At 56.2% G+C, this 15,662-nt stretch carries 10 protein-coding genes and 1 pseudogene; 3 read left to right on the top strand and 8 right to left on the bottom strand.

The window, feature by feature from the left end; all coding sequences use genetic code 11:
• Positions 1-214 precede the first annotated feature (214 nt).
• From CLOEV_RS04295 to CLOEV_RS04285, 3 genes are all read right to left on the bottom strand, one after another.
• Entirely contained in the window at positions 215-475 is a 261-nt protein-coding gene (locus tag CLOEV_RS04295) for a hypothetical protein (protein ID WP_034442092.1), read from the bottom strand.
• A 61-nt stretch (positions 476-536) separates the two neighbouring features.
• The gene (locus CLOEV_RS04290) at positions 537-4,280 is read right to left on the bottom strand and encodes a YadA-like family protein (RefSeq protein ID WP_034442090.1); all 3,744 of its coding nucleotides are present in this window, start codon (positions 4,278-4,280) and stop codon (positions 537-539) included.
• A complete protein-coding gene (locus CLOEV_RS04285; protein ID WP_034442088.1) occupies positions 4,277-4,780 on the bottom strand; it encodes a hypothetical protein in 504 nt (167 codons plus the stop codon). Before CLOEV_RS04285 ends, CLOEV_RS04290 begins: the two co-directional genes overlap by 4 nt.
• 730 nt (positions 4,781-5,510) lie before the next feature.
• Here CLOEV_RS04285 and CLOEV_RS17510 point away from each other — a divergent pair.
• Together CLOEV_RS17510 and preA are read left to right on the top strand one after the other, a co-directional pair.
• Positions 5,511-6,600: pseudogene (locus CLOEV_RS17510) on the top strand (ISAs1 family transposase); the annotation flags it as partial.
• Positions 6,601-7,342: 742 nt separating this feature from the next.
• Positions 7,343-8,566, top strand: a complete 1,224-nt coding sequence (preA, locus tag CLOEV_RS04275) for an NAD-dependent dihydropyrimidine dehydrogenase subunit PreA (protein ID WP_051484879.1) — start codon at positions 7,343-7,345, stop codon at positions 8,564-8,566.
• A 77-nt stretch (positions 8,567-8,643) separates the two neighbouring features.
• Here the strand turns inward: preA and CLOEV_RS04270 are convergent, their stop codons facing one another.
• The 4 genes from CLOEV_RS04270 to CLOEV_RS04255 form a co-directional block, all read right to left on the bottom strand.
• Positions 8,644-9,990, bottom strand: coding sequence for a sensor domain-containing diguanylate cyclase (locus tag CLOEV_RS04270; RefSeq protein WP_034442086.1), 1,347 nt, complete (start codon positions 9,988-9,990; stop codon positions 8,644-8,646).
• Between the two features lie 30 nt (positions 9,991-10,020).
• Entirely contained in the window at positions 10,021-10,839 is an 819-nt protein-coding gene (locus tag CLOEV_RS15765) for an NAD(P)-binding domain-containing protein (RefSeq protein WP_051484878.1), read from the bottom strand.
• A gap of 115 nt (positions 10,840-10,954) precedes the next feature.
• Entirely contained in the window at positions 10,955-12,148 is a 1,194-nt protein-coding gene (gene rocD, locus CLOEV_RS04260) for an ornithine--oxo-acid transaminase (RefSeq protein ID WP_008710826.1), read from the bottom strand.
• A 252-nt stretch (positions 12,149-12,400) separates the two neighbouring features.
• Positions 12,401-12,709 (bottom strand): hypothetical protein, encoded by a 309-nt coding sequence (locus tag CLOEV_RS04255; protein ID WP_008710824.1) that lies wholly within the window; start codon positions 12,707-12,709, stop codon positions 12,401-12,403.
• A 190-nt stretch (positions 12,710-12,899) separates the two neighbouring features.
• Here CLOEV_RS04255 and CLOEV_RS04250 point away from each other — a divergent pair, with 190 nt between their 5' ends.
• Positions 12,900-14,354: a GntR family transcriptional regulator gene (locus CLOEV_RS04250; RefSeq protein WP_169732191.1), complete on the top strand. Its 1,455-nt coding sequence runs from the start codon at positions 12,900-12,902 to the stop codon at positions 14,352-14,354.
• 24 nt (positions 14,355-14,378) lie between these two features.
• Here the strand turns inward: CLOEV_RS04250 and CLOEV_RS04245 are convergent, their stop codons facing one another.
• On the bottom strand, positions 14,379-15,662 hold the full coding sequence (locus CLOEV_RS04245; RefSeq protein WP_034442079.1) for an ATP-binding protein: 1,284 nt from the start codon (positions 15,660-15,662) through the stop codon (positions 14,379-14,381).

Here is a 15,662-nt window from a genome sequence, read left to right as displayed (position 1 = left end):
CCGTCTTCCTTGTCATGCCGGCCTCCGACCCGGAGAGACGGAAAGGGCGGAGCGCTGAATCTGTACCCTGTCATTCCAGCTCCGACGCTCCGCCGCCCGCCGCCTTGTCATGCCGGGCTCGACCCGGCATCCAGCGGCTCTATATTTGTTGTTTTGTCATTCCGGCCTCCGAGCCGGAATCCAGTGGCTTTATGTTTTTGCTCCGCCGCCCGGCCTACATAGGTTTGCCCCACTTCTTCATCACTATATCGCGCAGGTCGCCGGGGCCGAGGATGGCGCGCGCTTCCGGCCGCATCTTATAATAGGCGCGGCATACGGCGGAGTCCAGCTCTTTCGGGCTGAAATCGTAGCCTAGCGCGCGGATCGCCGGCCCTCGCTCCGATTCCGGCAGTGATGCTATATCAAGGCACATGCCGCGTATTCTTTCGCTGTGTATGACGTCGTAAAAAAAACTTTCAGCGCCGGCTGGCCGCAATCCGCCTCACTCCTTTTGCGTATCGCTTGCCGGGCGGCGGACGCCGCCCGGCAATACTCGGTTATTTCTTATCTTTAAGAGCGTCTTTGAGCTCTTTGATGGTATCTTTGTTTTTCTCGTTTTCTTCTTTGAGCTGTGTCAGCACCTGCTGCATTTCCATCATCTGGCGCTGCATCGCGGCTACGTCTTTGATCATCGACGGCTGTTTCCTGCCGCTTTTGCCGAGCGCGAAGCTGATGCCGGCGCGCCCCATCGTATCGCCGTCAGAGTTGAAGGCGATGCCTGCGTTGAGCAGGACGTTTTCACGTGCGTAGTGGAATATGCCCACCGCCATCGAGTATTCGCTGCGGTAGTAGCCGACTCCCGCTGAGAGGGTGGTCGGTTCGTAGGGGTTGTAGGCTACGGGGTGCATGGCGGACAGGGCCGCCGCGTGCGCGCCTACGACCTGGACCCGCTCGTCTATCGTCTCGATGCGGCGGTAGGCGTTCCAGAGCTGGCCGCCGGTGACGGCGTCTCCGCTGCCGTCGTATATTTCGCCTTTGGCAAGTCCCGTGATAGGTTTGCCGCCCATGTCGATGCCTTCTTCGCGGATGTCGATGTTTCCGACTTTGACTCTCTCAAATTCGGGGGTCTTGGAGACGGAGACTTTTGTTCCATCCACGACGATGTTGTCTCCCGCTTTTACGTTGCCGGCCTGCACGGCGCCGATGGCGTCCCACATGTTTTGCAGCGTCTCGCTGAGGTGCGGGGTGCTGGCGGCCTGGGCTGCGGCCTGGGCTGCGTTTTGCGCGGAGGCCGGCGACGGCGCCGATGCCGCCGACGATGCCGACGCCTGGGCGGCGGGGTTCGCCGGCGTGGGGCCGTCAGGGTAGGTGACGGTGAATTCGCCTGTGACTGGGTCGTAAGTGCCGCCGATCCTTTCGGCGAGTGTTTCGCCGAAGGTCTCGACTTTTCCGCCGAGGGCTTTGAGCTGTCCGTAGTTGACGGCGTCGCTGTCGGCGGTCCCGGCGGCGATGTTGGTCAGTCTGACGGCGTTTCCGCCTTTGTTTAAGGTGACGACGCTGTTGGACGGGTCGTCGTAATGGATGCCGGAGGCGGCGATCTCGCCTCTGAGGGCCGCCACGTCTCCGCTGACGGTATTGATGCTCGTTTCGTTAGCCGCTACCCTGCCGTCAAGCACGGTGTATTTCGCCGCCACGTCTCCGCTTACTGTGTTTATGGTTTGGTTTGTCTCGTAGAGCTGTTTTCCTGTTACCGCTTGAGTGCTCGCGTCAGAGAGTTCCGCATCCGCGACGTTGGACAGTCTGACGGCGGCTCCGCCTTTGTTTAAGGTGAGGACTTCTTTAGAATCGTCGTCGTATTTGACGCCGGAGGCGGTGATCTCGCCTCTAAGGCCCGCAACGTCGGCGCTGACGGTATTGATGCTTGCGGTGTTGGCCTTCACTCTGCCGTCGAGCATTCTCACATCGCCGCTTACTGTGTCGATGCTTAACTTGTTCGTCGTGATGGCATCGGCGTTCGTCGCTATGCGCGCGTCGTGCGAGGTCACTCGCGTGTCGAGCGTGCCGATGCTCGTCGTGTTGGACGCTATGTTCGTCTCGTTCGTCGCTATGCGCGCGTCATGCGAGGTCACTCGCGTGTCGAGCGTGCCGATGCTCGTCGTGTTTGCCGCTATGTTCGTCTCGTTCGTCGCTATGCGCGCGTCATGCGAGGTCACTCTCGTGTCGAGCGTGCCGATGCTCGTCGTGTTCGCCGCTATGTTCGTCTCGTTCGTCGCTATGCGCGCGTCATGCGAGGTCACTCTCGTGTCGAGCGTGCCGATGTTCGTCGTGTTGGACGCTATGTTCGTCTCGTTCGTCGCTATGCGCGTGTCGTGCGAGGTCACTCTCGTGTCGAGCGTGCCGATGCTCGTCGTGTTCGCCGCGATGTTCGTCTCGTTCGTCGCTATGCGCGTGTCGTGCGAGGTCACTCTCGTGTCGAGCGTGGCGATGTTCGTTTCGTTGGCCGTTATCCTGCCGTCAAGCGTGGTGTATTTGGTTGCCACGTCCCCGCTGACCGCCGCTATCTCGTTCGTGTTAGCGGTGATGCGTCCGCCGAGGTCCGTGTATTTCGCCGCCACGTCTCCGCTGACGGTATTGATGCTAGCTTCGTTGGCCGCTATCCTGCCGTCAAGCGTGGTGTATTTGGTTGCCACGTCGCCGCTGACCGCCGCTATCTCGTTCGTGTTAGCGGCGATGCGTCCGTCAAGCGCCGTGTACTTCGTTGCCACGTCGCCGCTGACCGCGGTTATCGCTGTTTTGTTTTCCTTGATGCCGGTCGTGTTGGTGGTGATGTTCGTCGTGTTGGACGCTATTTTCGTCTCGTTTGTCGCGATGCTCGCCTTGTTCGTCTCTATGTTCGTCCGGTTCGTCGCGATAGTTTGGTTTGCCGCGTAGAGCTGTTTTCCTGTTACCGCCTGCGTGCTCGTGTTGTCGAGAACCGCATCAGCGACGTTGGACAGCTTGACGGCGGCTCCGCCGCTGTTCAGGGTGACGGCAGTTTTCGTGTCGTCGTATTTGACGGCGACATCGTCCAGCGCCTTTAGCTGGGCGGCGTTGGCCGTGATGTTCGTCGTGTTGGACGCTATTTTCGTCTCGTTTGTCGCGATGCTCGCCTTGTTCGTCTCGATGCTCGCCTTGTTCGTCTCTATGTTCGTCCGGTTCGTCGCGATAGTTTGGTTTGCCGCGTAGAGCTGTTTTCCTGTTACCGCCTGCGTGCTCGCGTCAGAGAGCTCCGCATCCGCAACGTTGGACAGCTTGACGGCGGCTCCGCCGCTGTTCAGGATGACGGCAGTTTTCGTGTCGTTGTCGTATTTGACGGCGACACTGTCCAGCGCCTTTAGCTGGGCGACGTTGACGGCGTCGGTGTCCTCTATGCCCGCGGCCAATGCTGTGAGCTGGCGGGTGAAAGCTACGTGCCCCTTGACGTCGGTAGCGTCGCCGATAGAGACTACTCCTTTGTCAGTGCCTTTTACCGTCGCGGTTATGCCGCCGCCGGACGCGCCGGCGGGGACGTAGACGCCGGTCGCGGTGGTGGTCCTATTGGCGTAGGAACCAGCTCCCAGCGCCACGCTACCGGCAATGGTTGCATTCGCCTTGTATCCGATGGCGGTACTGCCCTCAAATTTCGCTACCGCGGAGGCCCCAACAGCGGTGGTGTTTGCGTCTACCGCGCCCGCACCGTTTCCGGCGGCGAGGCTGTCAGTACCCTGCGCATACGCGCCCATTCCATAGGCGGAACTATTCTCTCCTCCCGCCGATGCTGAGAACCCAACGGCGGTGCCGTTTGCGCCTCCCGCGTACGCATCGCTTCCGGCGGCGAGGCTGCCAGTACCCATCGCCTGCGCTTTGGCTCCATAGGCGGAACTACGGATTCCGGACGCCTCCGCCTCGAATCCGGTGGCGGCACTGTAGAGTCCGGTCGCCTGCGCCTCGCATCCGGTGGCGACACTGCCTTCCCCCTTCGCAGACACGAATTGTCCATAGGCGGAACTATATAATCCTATCGCCGATGCAAAGTATCCAACGGCGGTGCCGCAAGCGCCATCCGCCTTCGTACTCGCGCCGATGGCTATCGCGTATTCGCCCGTCACTTCCGGCGGGCGGCTGTCGATTGTGCCGATGGCGATGGCATAGAACACGCCGTCTTCGACCTCGCCGCCGCCCGCTGTGTAGCTCGCCGCCGCCGTTCCCGCGAAGGGAGCGAGCGCGAGCGCGGCGAGCAGCAGCCAGAAGGCGATCTGTTTTGCCTGTCCGTATTTTTTCATTTCACGCGGTCTCCTTTTCCCGTTTCTTTCAGGCTGAAATCTATGGCGACCGTGTTGAGGCGGCGCAGTATCTCCGCGTTGACGTCGCTTTCCGGCGCGGCGGCGAGCGTCGTGCCGGCGGGGATGACGACGGTCGCCCCCTGTTTGTTGCCATTCAGCCACTCGGCCGTCACGCGGCGGAGTTCCGCCGTGAGCAGGCCGGTGACGCGCGAAAATTCGCTCTGGTAGCGCGCAGAGAGCTGGGCCTGTTTCCGCGCGAGGCGCGGGTCGTCCTCTTTTATTTCGCCGAGGCTTTTTTTGAAGTTTTCCAGTTCGGCGTCGAGTTCTTTTTTGAGGCCGTCAATGTAGCGCTGTCCGGCTTTGCCGGGGACGCTGGCGTCTACGACGCGCACGACGTCTACGACGGCGACTTCCTGCGCCCGCGCCGGGAGGGGCGAGAACGACGACGCCGCGGCTATGGCCGCCGCGAGTATGGACGCGGCCGCTTTTTTGATGTTCATTATTATGGTTTCCCTTCTTCAGATATAGGTATTTAAATATATGTTCCGGTTCGTCAGCTTTTGCCTGTTTCGCCGCGATGGCACGGCGCGGCGGGACGGAAGGTTATTTCGGCGGGCTCGGGGCGCGGACAAACAGGCCGGCGGCGTTGGCAGGCTTGATGCCGGAGGGTCGTCTGTATGGATGTTGGCGGGTCTGGCGGCGCGCTTCCGCGCTGTCAGAGGGAGCGGCTTTTGGGCAGTCGGATGTTTTTCGCGCGGGGCAAACGGATATGGATATGGATGTGAACGTATGTAAATGAAATAAAGAGTTTGAATATGAGAGAGAGGGAGATCCTAAACTTGACTTTACTTCTGGGGGGGGGGGGCACTTTCTTTCAACGCGGCGATATTGCGGTCGCCGCTGGCGTGATTCGTCATTCTCATTCTCCTTTACGGATACCCTGATAATGTTTCGTCTTCTGTTTTAAAGTCGGGTCAGTATCGCTTGGGACATTTTAGCACAAAAATCGCGTATGCGCATCTTTATCCCGGCGTCGGCCAGGGCAAACGCATCAATAAAGGTCAAAAACTTTGTACAAAAAAACGATATCACCAGCAACCATAAACCGAAACGTATCATATGAAAATGTATTATCCCTAATCAAATAAATCATTAATATGCTAAACTACAATAAATAATTTATGGAGTGTTTTAATGAACATGCAAACAAGCATCAGCCAACACTTCGCTATTCTCACTGACAATCGTGCGGAGAACCACATCAGGCACAACCTGACCGACATTCTTACTATTGTGCTGTGCGGGGTCATCTGCGGTGCGGAAGGCTTTAACGACATTGAACTTTTTGCAAAGTGCAAACAGGATTTCTTTGAATCGTTTCTTGATTTACCAAATGGAATCCCTTCCCACGACACAATGAACAGGGTAATGTCAGCCTTGGACCCGAAGCAGTTTTCGGAGTGTTTTGCGAACTGGGCCAGGTCATTGTCCGAACGTTTAAAAGGCGTCATTGCCATCGACGGCAAGACATCCAGAAGGTCCTTCAAAAATACAGAGCACCGCGATTGCCTGCATATGGTAAGTGCGTGGTCCTCAGATAATGGAATGTTTTAGCCCAAACAGCAACGGAAGCTAAGTCAAACGAAATTACAGCAATTCCGACCCTTCTGGATATGCTTGATATCAAAAACTGCACTATAACAATAGACGCCATGGGATGCCAGAAAGCAATAGCAGATAAGATTGTCTCTATGAAAGGGAATTACCTGCTGGCCTTGAAAGGCAATCAGGGCGGCACGCTGGAAATGGCGGAACATCTTTTCAAATGCGAAGAGAAAACAGATTACGCCGGAGTAACTCACACATCATATGCGACGATTGAAAAAGCCACGGTCGTATAGAAAAAAGGAACGTCGCTGCAATAGAAAACAATGAGAAAATAGACATTGCGGAATTTGATAAATGGAAGGGGCTCAAGAGCATAATCATGGTGGAATCCACAAGAGAATCCGGCACTCAGAGTTCTGTGGAACGAAGATACTACATAAGCAGTCTGCCGGCTGACGCGGCAGAAATAGGACGGTCAGTACGTTCACACTGGGGTATCGAAAACAGTCTCCATTGGGTTCTTGATGTGATATTCAACGAAGACGCGATGCGCAACAGACAAAAAAACAGTGCCGCAAATATGGCAATCATCAGGCATTGTGCAATTAATTTACTGAAACAAGACAAATCCGGCAAAACCAGCCTTAGGGGAAAACGCCTTAAGGCTGGATGGGATAATGATTATATGATCAAGTTAATCTCAGAATGTTGATGCGTTTGCCCTGCGGCGTCGGCGGGCAAACGGCGTGCAAACGCATCAAGAAAGGTCAGGTAAATGGTAAACTGGGGTTTATCTAAGGCCTTTGGCTCCCTCTCCGAGGGGGCTCCCGCCGCAGGCGGGTGGAGGAGTCTTGACCTTGATTTTTGTTTCGCTCTTGATTCTATCATCTTTCGCCTCTTCCGCGGCTTGCGCCGCGGGCACTGTGTGGCGCGGAAAACATGCGCCACACAGCGCAACACTCCTTCCGACCCGGCGCAAAATCGCGCGCCGGCCCACCTCCCTCGGCGAGGGAGGCTTTTAAAGTATAAATCGCTATTTATCTTTCCACGTAATCGTTTATAAACGCCAATTCACCCTTTGTTGACCTGTTGATGCGTTTGCCCTGCGGCGTTGGCGTGTGTTTTTTCTCGCGGCGCGCTTATCCGTCCAGCTCCGTCTTCCATTTGCTCCGTATTTTCTGGACCCCGCACAGAAGATTTGCGGGGAGACGATAAAGGAGCCCCGTCATTCCCGATAAGTGAGATAGGAAATCTTTGATTTCCGTTATCGAACTTAGTATGTTCATCAACGGCCCTGTCGGGAATCCAGCGGCGTCAAAGGGTTTAACCCGGGAAGACCAAAAGCCCGCGCGCGGCGGCCCCTTTTATCTCCCCATTCCGGGCGGAGTACGCTATAATCACATGTATTACGTTTTGCCAGTTGCAACGGACAAGCTGATCTGGAGGATTGATCCATGAGAGAGAATCTTCGCACCAATTTCCTCGGAGTAGAAATGCCAAATCCATTTATGCTCGCCTCCGCGCCGCCGGCGCGCGACCGCGATATGATCGACCGCGCCTTTCAGGCCGGCTGGGGCGGCGCGGTGATCAAGACGCTGACACAGTACACGGGCGAGGAGGGCAGCGAGATAAGGGACGTCTCGCCGCGCATCTTCCCCATCCGCGGGAGCGGCGGCGTTTTCAAAAACGTGGTTTTCGGATATATGAATATCGAACTGACTTCTCAGAAGACAAACGAGGAATCCTGCGAAGACATCTCTTTTTTGAAAAAACGGTGGCCTGACCGCGCCGTCATCGCAAGCATCCTCTACGGACACGCGCCGATCAAGGAGAAGTGGCAGCGCGCCGCGGCGGACTGCGAGCTTGCGGGCGCAGACGCGATAGAGCTCAATTTTTCCTGCCCCCACGGGTGCAGCGAGATCGGCAGCGGCGTCAGCATCGGCGGCAATCCCGCGAAGATCAGGGAGATAATCGGCTGGGTAAAAGAGGCGACCAGGCTGCCGCTCATCACGAAGCTCACCGCGCTATCGGACATCGTCTACGCCGCGGCGCTCTCGGAGGAGTGCGGGGCCGACGCGATCTGCGCCATCAATACTATAAGCTCGATGCCCGGCATAGATCTTGAGACTTTCCGCCCGCGCATGAACGCCGGCGGCGTCGGCACCGCGGGCGGCCTTTCGGGGCATATGATAAAACCGATCGCGCTGCGTTCCGTGCTGGAGATCGCGCGTGCCGTGAAGATACCGGTATCCGGCAGCGGCGGGATCTATGACTGGCGCGAGGCCGCCGAGTTCATCCTCGCCGGAGCCTCCACCCTGCAAATATGTTCCGCGGTCATGGAGCAGGGCTACGGCATTATCGGCGGGCTCTGCAACGGACTGTCCGCCTATATGGAGCGTATGGGCTTCAAGGATATAGACGCCTTTCGCGGCAGGGCGCTGGGCAGCATCGTCCACCACGCCGACATAGACAGGGGGCGTCTATTTAAGCCCTACCTGGACATTATGAAATGCAGCTGCTGCGGCAAATGCGCCGTCAGCTGCCGCGACGCCGGTTATCAGGCGATAACGCTTTCGCGCGGCGGTGTACGCATCGAGCTTGAAAGGTGTACCGGCTGCGGCCTGTGTTACGGGCTCTGCCCCAACGAGGCGCTGACTCCGGTCGAGACACGCGTCTAGGAGACGGAAAAGGGACGAAACCGGTCCCGCGGGACCGGCCGCAAGATGAGCGTCGGAGCCGCTCCGCGCGCTATCCTTTATCCCTGTTTTTTATCTTTATACATCGCGCGGTCGGCGACGCCTATCAATCCGTCGATATCTTTTGCCTGCGAGGGATATGCCGCCATTCCCATGCTGAATGTTATATCGAGCCTGTCTCCGTTGGGAGCTATATTTAATGAATCAAGCAGCTCACCGGCGATCTTATCAAAGAAGGCTTTGACCATTTCGCGGTCGTCGGTATCCTTAAAGATCAGGACGAACTCATCGCCGCCGATCCGCGCAAAAATGCTGCCCGCGTCAATACGGCGGCCGATAACGGCGGCGACGTGTTTAAGGACTCTGTCCCCCACCATGTGTCCGTAGGAATCATTCACTTCTTTAAATTTATCGAGGTCGATGTAGCAGAGGATAAACTCGGTGCCCGGCACGCCCATGAGCGCGCCCAGCTCTTTGAAAAGCCCGCGGCGGTTCAGCGTGCCGGTGAGAAGGTCCATGCCCGTCAGCTCTTCCAGTTCCACTTTGATCTTTTTAAGGTCGTGATTATGCCCCACGAGGGAGGCGATAAGCCAGCTCACGAGCAGCCCCGCGAAGAAGAACATCCACGTCTCCGGGTACTGGTAGAAGCGCCTTATCGGCGAGAGCCGGAAGTACCACTCCGCGTTGAGGATGGTGAGCGGTTTTTCAACGTAATTCGCGCCTTTGTCGTACAGATAGCTGCTGTGGGCGATGACCTGCCTTTTTCCGTCGTCGGGGTTTATCCGCCATATCTCGAAAGCAAAGCCCTGGGCCTTCAACTGGTCAAGTTCCGCGCCGTTCAGCGCCTCCGGGTAGTTAAGAGTGACGGAGACGAGGCCCCAGAACTTCTCCTCGACGCTATCCCTGCCGGTATAGACTGGAAGCCTGCCGACAAGGGCCTGTCCCCCCTGCACGAGGTCAAAGGGGCCGCCGAGTACGAGGCGCTTCCCGTTCTTAGCCTGCAGCGCCTCAATGTTGCCCTTGCCTGCGGAAAAATAGTCAAGGCCGATCACGCCCTCATTGCCCTTGAGCGGATAGACCTTTTTCACGACGCCGCCCGGGGCCAGGATGACGTTCCTGATCGCGGGGTCGTCTACGATGGTGGCGGCCACTTTCTCGAAGTCCCTTATCCCGCCGTTGTTCTGTATCACAAGCGCGGAGAGGACCTGCGTTTTGTACAGCAGTTTGCAGAGGACGTCGTTCACTTTATTGGATTTGATGACGACGAGCTGCTCCATCTGGGCACATTCCATCTTGAACTTGTTGTTCACATAGGCGGCTCCGATGGCGAGCACGATCATCAGCGTGCCGAGAAAAACAGCGGCAAAGGCGCCTTTTTTAGCTACGGTCTCTTTATTTATACACAAATGAACTCTCCTCTTGGAAATCCGGCGGCGCTACCGCGTATCGCCGGCCACGCCGTTTTTGCCCATTGAATTGTAACGGACGTAGAGCGCGTCGAGCGTCTTTGACCAGGAAGAATAGGCGTCGCCCTCGCGAAGCAGCTTCAGGCCGAGTTCGTTGACTCCCCCCGGCGTAGAATTGTCGATCAGGAATGTTTCGACGTCCTCCGTGCAGTGCGTGCGCATAAATGAAGACAGCGCCTCATTCATGTAGCCGGCGTAGTCGAGCGCGGTCTTGAACAAAAGCCCCTTTGCCGTCCCCCATTTCACATATTCGGCGATCAGGGCGTAATACGGCACCATCATGCCAGTCACCGGGCCAAGCACCTCAAGCTCGCTCTCCGCCCGCACCTCGACGATCGAGCCGAGCATCGCCAGCAGTTCGCGGCAGACGGGGTCATCACCGTAGAAGAGCACGGGGCCCATCCTCATAGCGGCAAAGGGCAGGGGGATCGCCCGCACCGCCCTCGCCGCGGGGGCGTAGAGGCTGCGCGAATCTTCAAGTTTGACGCCGCCCGTGATATGGACGACGCGGTGTTCGGGTTTGAATTTCACCGCTCCCGCGACCGCCTCATGCTGCTGCGGAAGCACCGCGATGAAGACGACGTCGGACGAATCGGCGACCTCCTGGTTGGACTCGCATATCGTTATCCGCTCCGGGAAAAGCTCTTTCAGCTCCTCCGCCTTCCCGCGGTTTTTATGCACCGAAAGAATGACCCTCCCTGTAAATTCCGGCGCGGAACAAAGCCCGCGCACAAGAAAAGAAGTTATGCCGCCGGTGCCGATAAAACCAAGTGTCAGATCCACTGCCATAAACACACCACCAATAATCATAATCTGCGGTTAATTTTAGCACCTGCCGAGGACAAAACAAAGGACCTTCTTTTGCCGAAGGTCCTTTGCCGTTATCTCAAAGGCGGATATATCGTTATTTCGCGAAGGCTTTTTTGATGCCCTCTATCGCCCTGTCTATCTGTTCGTAAGTGATGACGATCGGCGGCGCGAAACGGATCGTGCGCTCGTGGGTCTCCTTCGCCAGTACGCCGTTGGCGATAAGTTTCTTGACGTAGGGAGCGGCTGGGACCGAGAACTCAACGCCGATGAGGAGCCCTGAGCCGCGCACGTCGATGATCTCGGGGTTGTCTATCTCGCGAAGCCTCCGCATGAAGTAGTCGCCCTTCTCCTCTGCCTGCTTTGAGTAATCGTCTCTCACAAGTATCTCCATTGCCTTGATCGATACGGCGCAGGCGAGCGGGTTGCCGCCGAAGGTGGAGCCGTGGGTCCCGGGGGTGAATACGCCGAGGACGTCTTTGTTGGCGGCCACCGCCGATATCGGCATCACGCCGCCGCCGAGCGCTTTCCCGAGAATATAAATATCCGGTTCGACATCTTCAAAGTTGCAGGCGAACATCCTGCCGGTACGCGCAAAGCCCGTCTGGACCTCGTCGGCGATGAAGAGAATGTTGTGCTTCGTGCAGATATCACGCACCTCTTTGAGGTACCCTTTCGGAGGCGTGATGATGCCGGCTTCGCCCTGTATCGGCTCCGCCATGAAGGCTACGGTGTTGGGCGTGATCGCCTCTTCGAGTGCCTTGGCGTCGCCGTATTTGATGATCTTGAAGCCCTCGCAGTAGGGACCGTAGTTGATACGCGCGTCAGGGTCGGTCGAGAAGCTGACGATGGCGATCGTGCGGCCGTGGAAGTTGTTCTCGCAGACGATTATCTCCTGCTTTCCGTTCTCCACGCCCTTCACCTCGGCGCCCCAGCGGCGGGCGGTCTTAAGGGCCGTCTCGACGGCTTCGGCTCCCGTATTCATGGGGAGGATCATCTCTTTGCCCGTCAGTCCGCAGAGTTTTTCATAGAAGTCGCAAAGAACGGCGTTATGGAAGGCGCGCGAGGTGAGCGTCACTTTGTCAAGCTGTTCCTTGGCGGCCGCCACGATCTCCGGATGGCGGTGCCCGAAATTAAGGGCCGAATAGGCTGAAAGCATGTCGAAATATTCGCGTCCCTCCGGATCGCGTACTATCACGCCCTCACCTTCGACGATGACTACGTCTTTCGGATGATAGTTATGCGCGCCGAGTTTGTTTGTCTTGTCGATGATCTGCTGTGTGCTGAGCATTTTCTTTTCCTCCTCATGATTATTTTTGAACCGTTTGAGTATATTTGTTCATTTTTATCGTTGACATAACAAGTTTAGCATTTTTTCTGAACTTTGAAAAGAGGGGAAAATACAATTTTCCACAGGCATATCGGCGCGATTTACTGTTTCTTGGAGATTGCTAAATAATAATCGAAACTAAATTTATGAACTTTGACCTATACGGCAGTTTACATCAACCCTCCGCATAGGCCGCGCCCGCCAACTAAGCCATCAGGCGCGTATTCGGCAGATATGCAGAGAGTTCTCTTTCGTCCGAAAATCGGCGATCCTCTCCATCTCATAATAGTTGTCGTTGTAGGCAAGATAGGAGACAAAGCTGAAAAAAGAAAAAATCTTCCGCATCATTCGGGAGCGCCCCTTCTTCTTTAGAACTTCTTTGCCAAGTACGTTTATATAGAGGAGCGTTCCCTCTCCGTCTATCACTATGAGCGGCTGCCCCGAGGACGCGGCGAGCTTCTTTACCGATTCCATGATATTCAAATGGTTGTCGGTCTCGACTTTCAACGTTTTCGTCAGCATTCAAAATCCCTCCTTTGTCCATACCTGATCCGCGGTAATCTTACCGGTCAGATTTTATCGACGAGCATTCCCAAATAACAACTATGTCTATTATGCTATCATATATATCTATTTTTTATCAAGTACAGCTATTTAAAATTTTCATAAATGAGGTATGGTAAACTATATACATGACGAAAGAGGGAACAAAATGAACGACACTCAAGGATTATATCGCCTGATTTATAGATTTTACCGCACTCAGATAGAAGGCGGTCAATACCAAAGCGGAGAGCCTCTTCCGGCGGCGTTGGAGATATCGGAAATCTTTGACGTTTCTTTCAGTACGGCAAGAAAAGCGCTGCAAGCCTTAAAGAATGACGGTTATATAGAGTTGTCTCCGGGCCGGACCGGGACCGTATGCTGGAACGGAAAATGCGGGCTAAACAGGAGCGAACTTTACGACCGCATAAACGCGGTCGCGGACATGTACGCGGCGATGAACTATTTCCTTCCTCCCTCGCTCTCCCTCGGCGCGCGTTATCTCGATCAGGAGGGGCAAGCGAAGCTTGCGCTGATCATCGATGAAATCGAGAACAACAATTCCGGCGCCATCTTTGAATTTACGGCTTTCTTCATCAGGCTGCTCGGCAATCCTGTATTGCTGCATCTTATCTGCGAGCTTGACAATTTCGTCTACGCCGCCTTTTCCGGAGGGGACGTGCATCTGCTTATAAAAAACAACAAGCATCCCTGGACGGAACGTATTCCGGCAAAGCTCTTTTACGATATCGTGAACGCGGCGGGAGCGGCTGACTATGCGAGGACCGATGCGCTTTTTCATCAACTCATAGATTCATGCAATAAGGATATGAATATATACCTCGACTCCGTGGGGCTCGAAAACGCGACCGGCAAGATCCCCTTCCGCTGGCAGGTCTATATGGAGCAGGAGCGGCATCTCTATTCGGCTGCCGTCGATCTGCTTTACCGGATAAACACAGGGGAATTCTCCGGCAGATGGCTGCCGCCGATCCCCGAGCTGGCAGCCTCGATGGGGCTTTCCGAGATAACGGTCCGCCGGACGATCAAGCTTTTGAACAGTATCGGCGTGACGGAGACGGTAAAGCGGAAGGGAACCAGGATATACGGCTCGGAGAGGGCGCGCCGCGCCGTAAAGATCGACGTTGGCCTGTTCAAAAGCCGCTTTGTCTCCGGCCTCAGCCTCCTGCACATACTCGCGATCACGATAGAGGACGTCTCTTACGAGGCATTCCCCTCTTTCACCGAGGATTGCGTAAAGGAGCTGACCGACGCCATCGAGAACGACGCGCGGCGCGGCATGGAGTTTTTCACCTTGGGCGCGGCGATAGCCATTATCTGCAAATCGTCGAAAAATACTGTGATAAAGGAGATATATTCCCAGATCAAGGGGCGGCTGGTGTGGCTCTATCCTCTGCGGCTGATAGAAATTCAGGGTATCGTGCTCGACGTCTTTCCGCGGCTATCCTCGGATATGGCGGTGAGCCTGCGCGAAGGGCGGCGGCGCGATTTTTCGCGGCAGCTTTCCGAACTTATGACGAACGTCTTCTTCGTGGCGCAGTCCGTCCTGCTTCAGCTTGGAATAAAAGAGGCAGCCAAACTCAGGCTGCCTTCAAATGACTGATATAAAATAACCTTAAATCCGAACTTATTTTCTGCCGGCCAGGAATTCCACATATTGGCGCGCGCTTCTGCCGGAGAAGCCGCCGTGCTTGAGCTCCCAGCGGATCGCGCCGCGTTCCAGCTCTTCGTCCGGTAATTCCACGCCATATTCCACGGCCAGGCTGCGGACGATGTGCAGGTATTCACCCTGTTCGGGCGAAAAATAGCGTATCAGCAGCCCGAAGCGGTCAACGAGCGACATCTTTTCCTGCATCGTCTCCGATTCGTGCATGTCGTCGTCTTTGTCCAGGCGGTCGCCCCAGGTCTCTTTCATGAGGTGGCGGCGGTTTGAGGTGGCGTAGATAAGGACGTTGTCGGGACGCTTTTCAATACCGCCCTCGATGAAGGCCTTGAGAAATTTGTATTCTACCTCAAACTGTTCAAAAGAGAGGTCGTCCATAAAGAGAATGAACTTATAGTTGCGCAGTTTTATCTCCTCGAGGATAGTCTCAAGGTCGTTTATCTGGTGCTTGTATACCTCGATCATCCGCAGGCCGCGCGGGGCGTACTCGTTGAGCAGAGCCTTTATCGTTGAAGATTTTCCGGTCCCGCCCTCGCCGTAGAGAAGCACGTTGTTCGCGGGACGCCCTTCGAGAAAGGCCGCGGTGTTGTCCACCACCGCCTTTTTCTGCTCTTCATAGCCGACGAGGTCGGAGAGGGCGATATCCTCAAGCGGTATCGCGGGAACGATCTCACGCGAGTGCGCGTCCCAGCGGAAGCCTCCGTAAATGCCGAATTTGCCGACTCCGTGCTCACGGTAAAAGGCCGCCGCCGCCTCATAAAGGCCGGCGGGAGAATCAGCCTTTGCCATCGCCTCCGCGAGACCTCCGACCACCGCGCCGGCGATACGCCCAAAGGAGACCGGTCCGGCCTCCATCGGCACAAAACCGTCAAGGCAGCCGGAAGCGCCAAGGCCAAGCTCGGCCTCAACGGCTCTGAGGTCATAGTGCATGTAGTCGTATAACGTCTCAAAGTCCCTCATCGCAAGCGAGCGCATCGTGCCGTCAAGCGGTTCGCGGCGCTCGTGCGCGAGAGAGAAGGGGTTTTCGTTTTCCGCGACAAGCATCGCGAGCCACGTCTGCCAAAGGTTCCCCGCGATGCCGGCCTTCTCCGCCGCCGCGGCCATCTTCGCGACGCAGTCGCAATACCATGAGGCGCTTTCGGCAAGAGAGGAATCGTCTATCTGTCCGGCGCTCTTGATGAGCCCCGTAACGCAGGCAAAGACCTCGTCGCGTTCAAAATCGCGGTAGGGGATCAGCTCCCGTATCAT

Source organism: Cloacibacillus evryensis DSM 19522 (assembly GCF_000585335.1).
Lineage (GTDB): Bacteria > Synergistota > Synergistia > Synergistales > Synergistaceae > Cloacibacillus > Cloacibacillus evryensis.
This window is presented reverse-complemented; position numbering and strand designations above follow the sequence as displayed.

Bases quoted from the DNA above. Each gene is read 5' to 3' on its own strand.
- CLOEV_RS04290 (WP_034442090.1), bottom strand. From the start codon at position 4,280: ATGAAAAAATACGGACAGGCAAAACAGATCGCCTTCTGGCTGCTGCTC.
- CLOEV_RS04285 (WP_034442088.1), bottom strand. From the start codon at position 4,780: ATGAACATCAAAAAAGCGGCCGCGTCCATACTCGCGGCGGCCATAGCC.
- preA (WP_051484879.1), top strand. From the start codon at position 7,343: ATGAGAGAGAATCTTCGCACCAATTTCCTCGGAGTAGAAATGCCAAAT.
- CLOEV_RS15765 (WP_051484878.1), bottom strand. From the start codon at position 10,839: ATGGCAGTGGATCTGACACTTGGTTTTATCGGCACCGGCGGCATAACT.
- rocD (WP_008710826.1), bottom strand. From the start codon at position 12,148: ATGCTCAGCACACAGCAGATCATCGACAAGACAAACAAACTCGGCGCG.
- CLOEV_RS04255 (WP_008710824.1), bottom strand. From the start codon at position 12,709: ATGCTGACGAAAACGTTGAAAGTCGAGACCGACAACCATTTGAATATC.
- CLOEV_RS04250 (WP_169732191.1), top strand. From the start codon at position 12,900: ATGAACGACACTCAAGGATTATATCGCCTGATTTATAGATTTTACCGC.
- CLOEV_RS04245 (WP_034442079.1), bottom strand. From the start codon at position 15,662: ATGATACGGGAGCTGATCCCCTACCGCGATTTTGAACGCGACGAGGTC.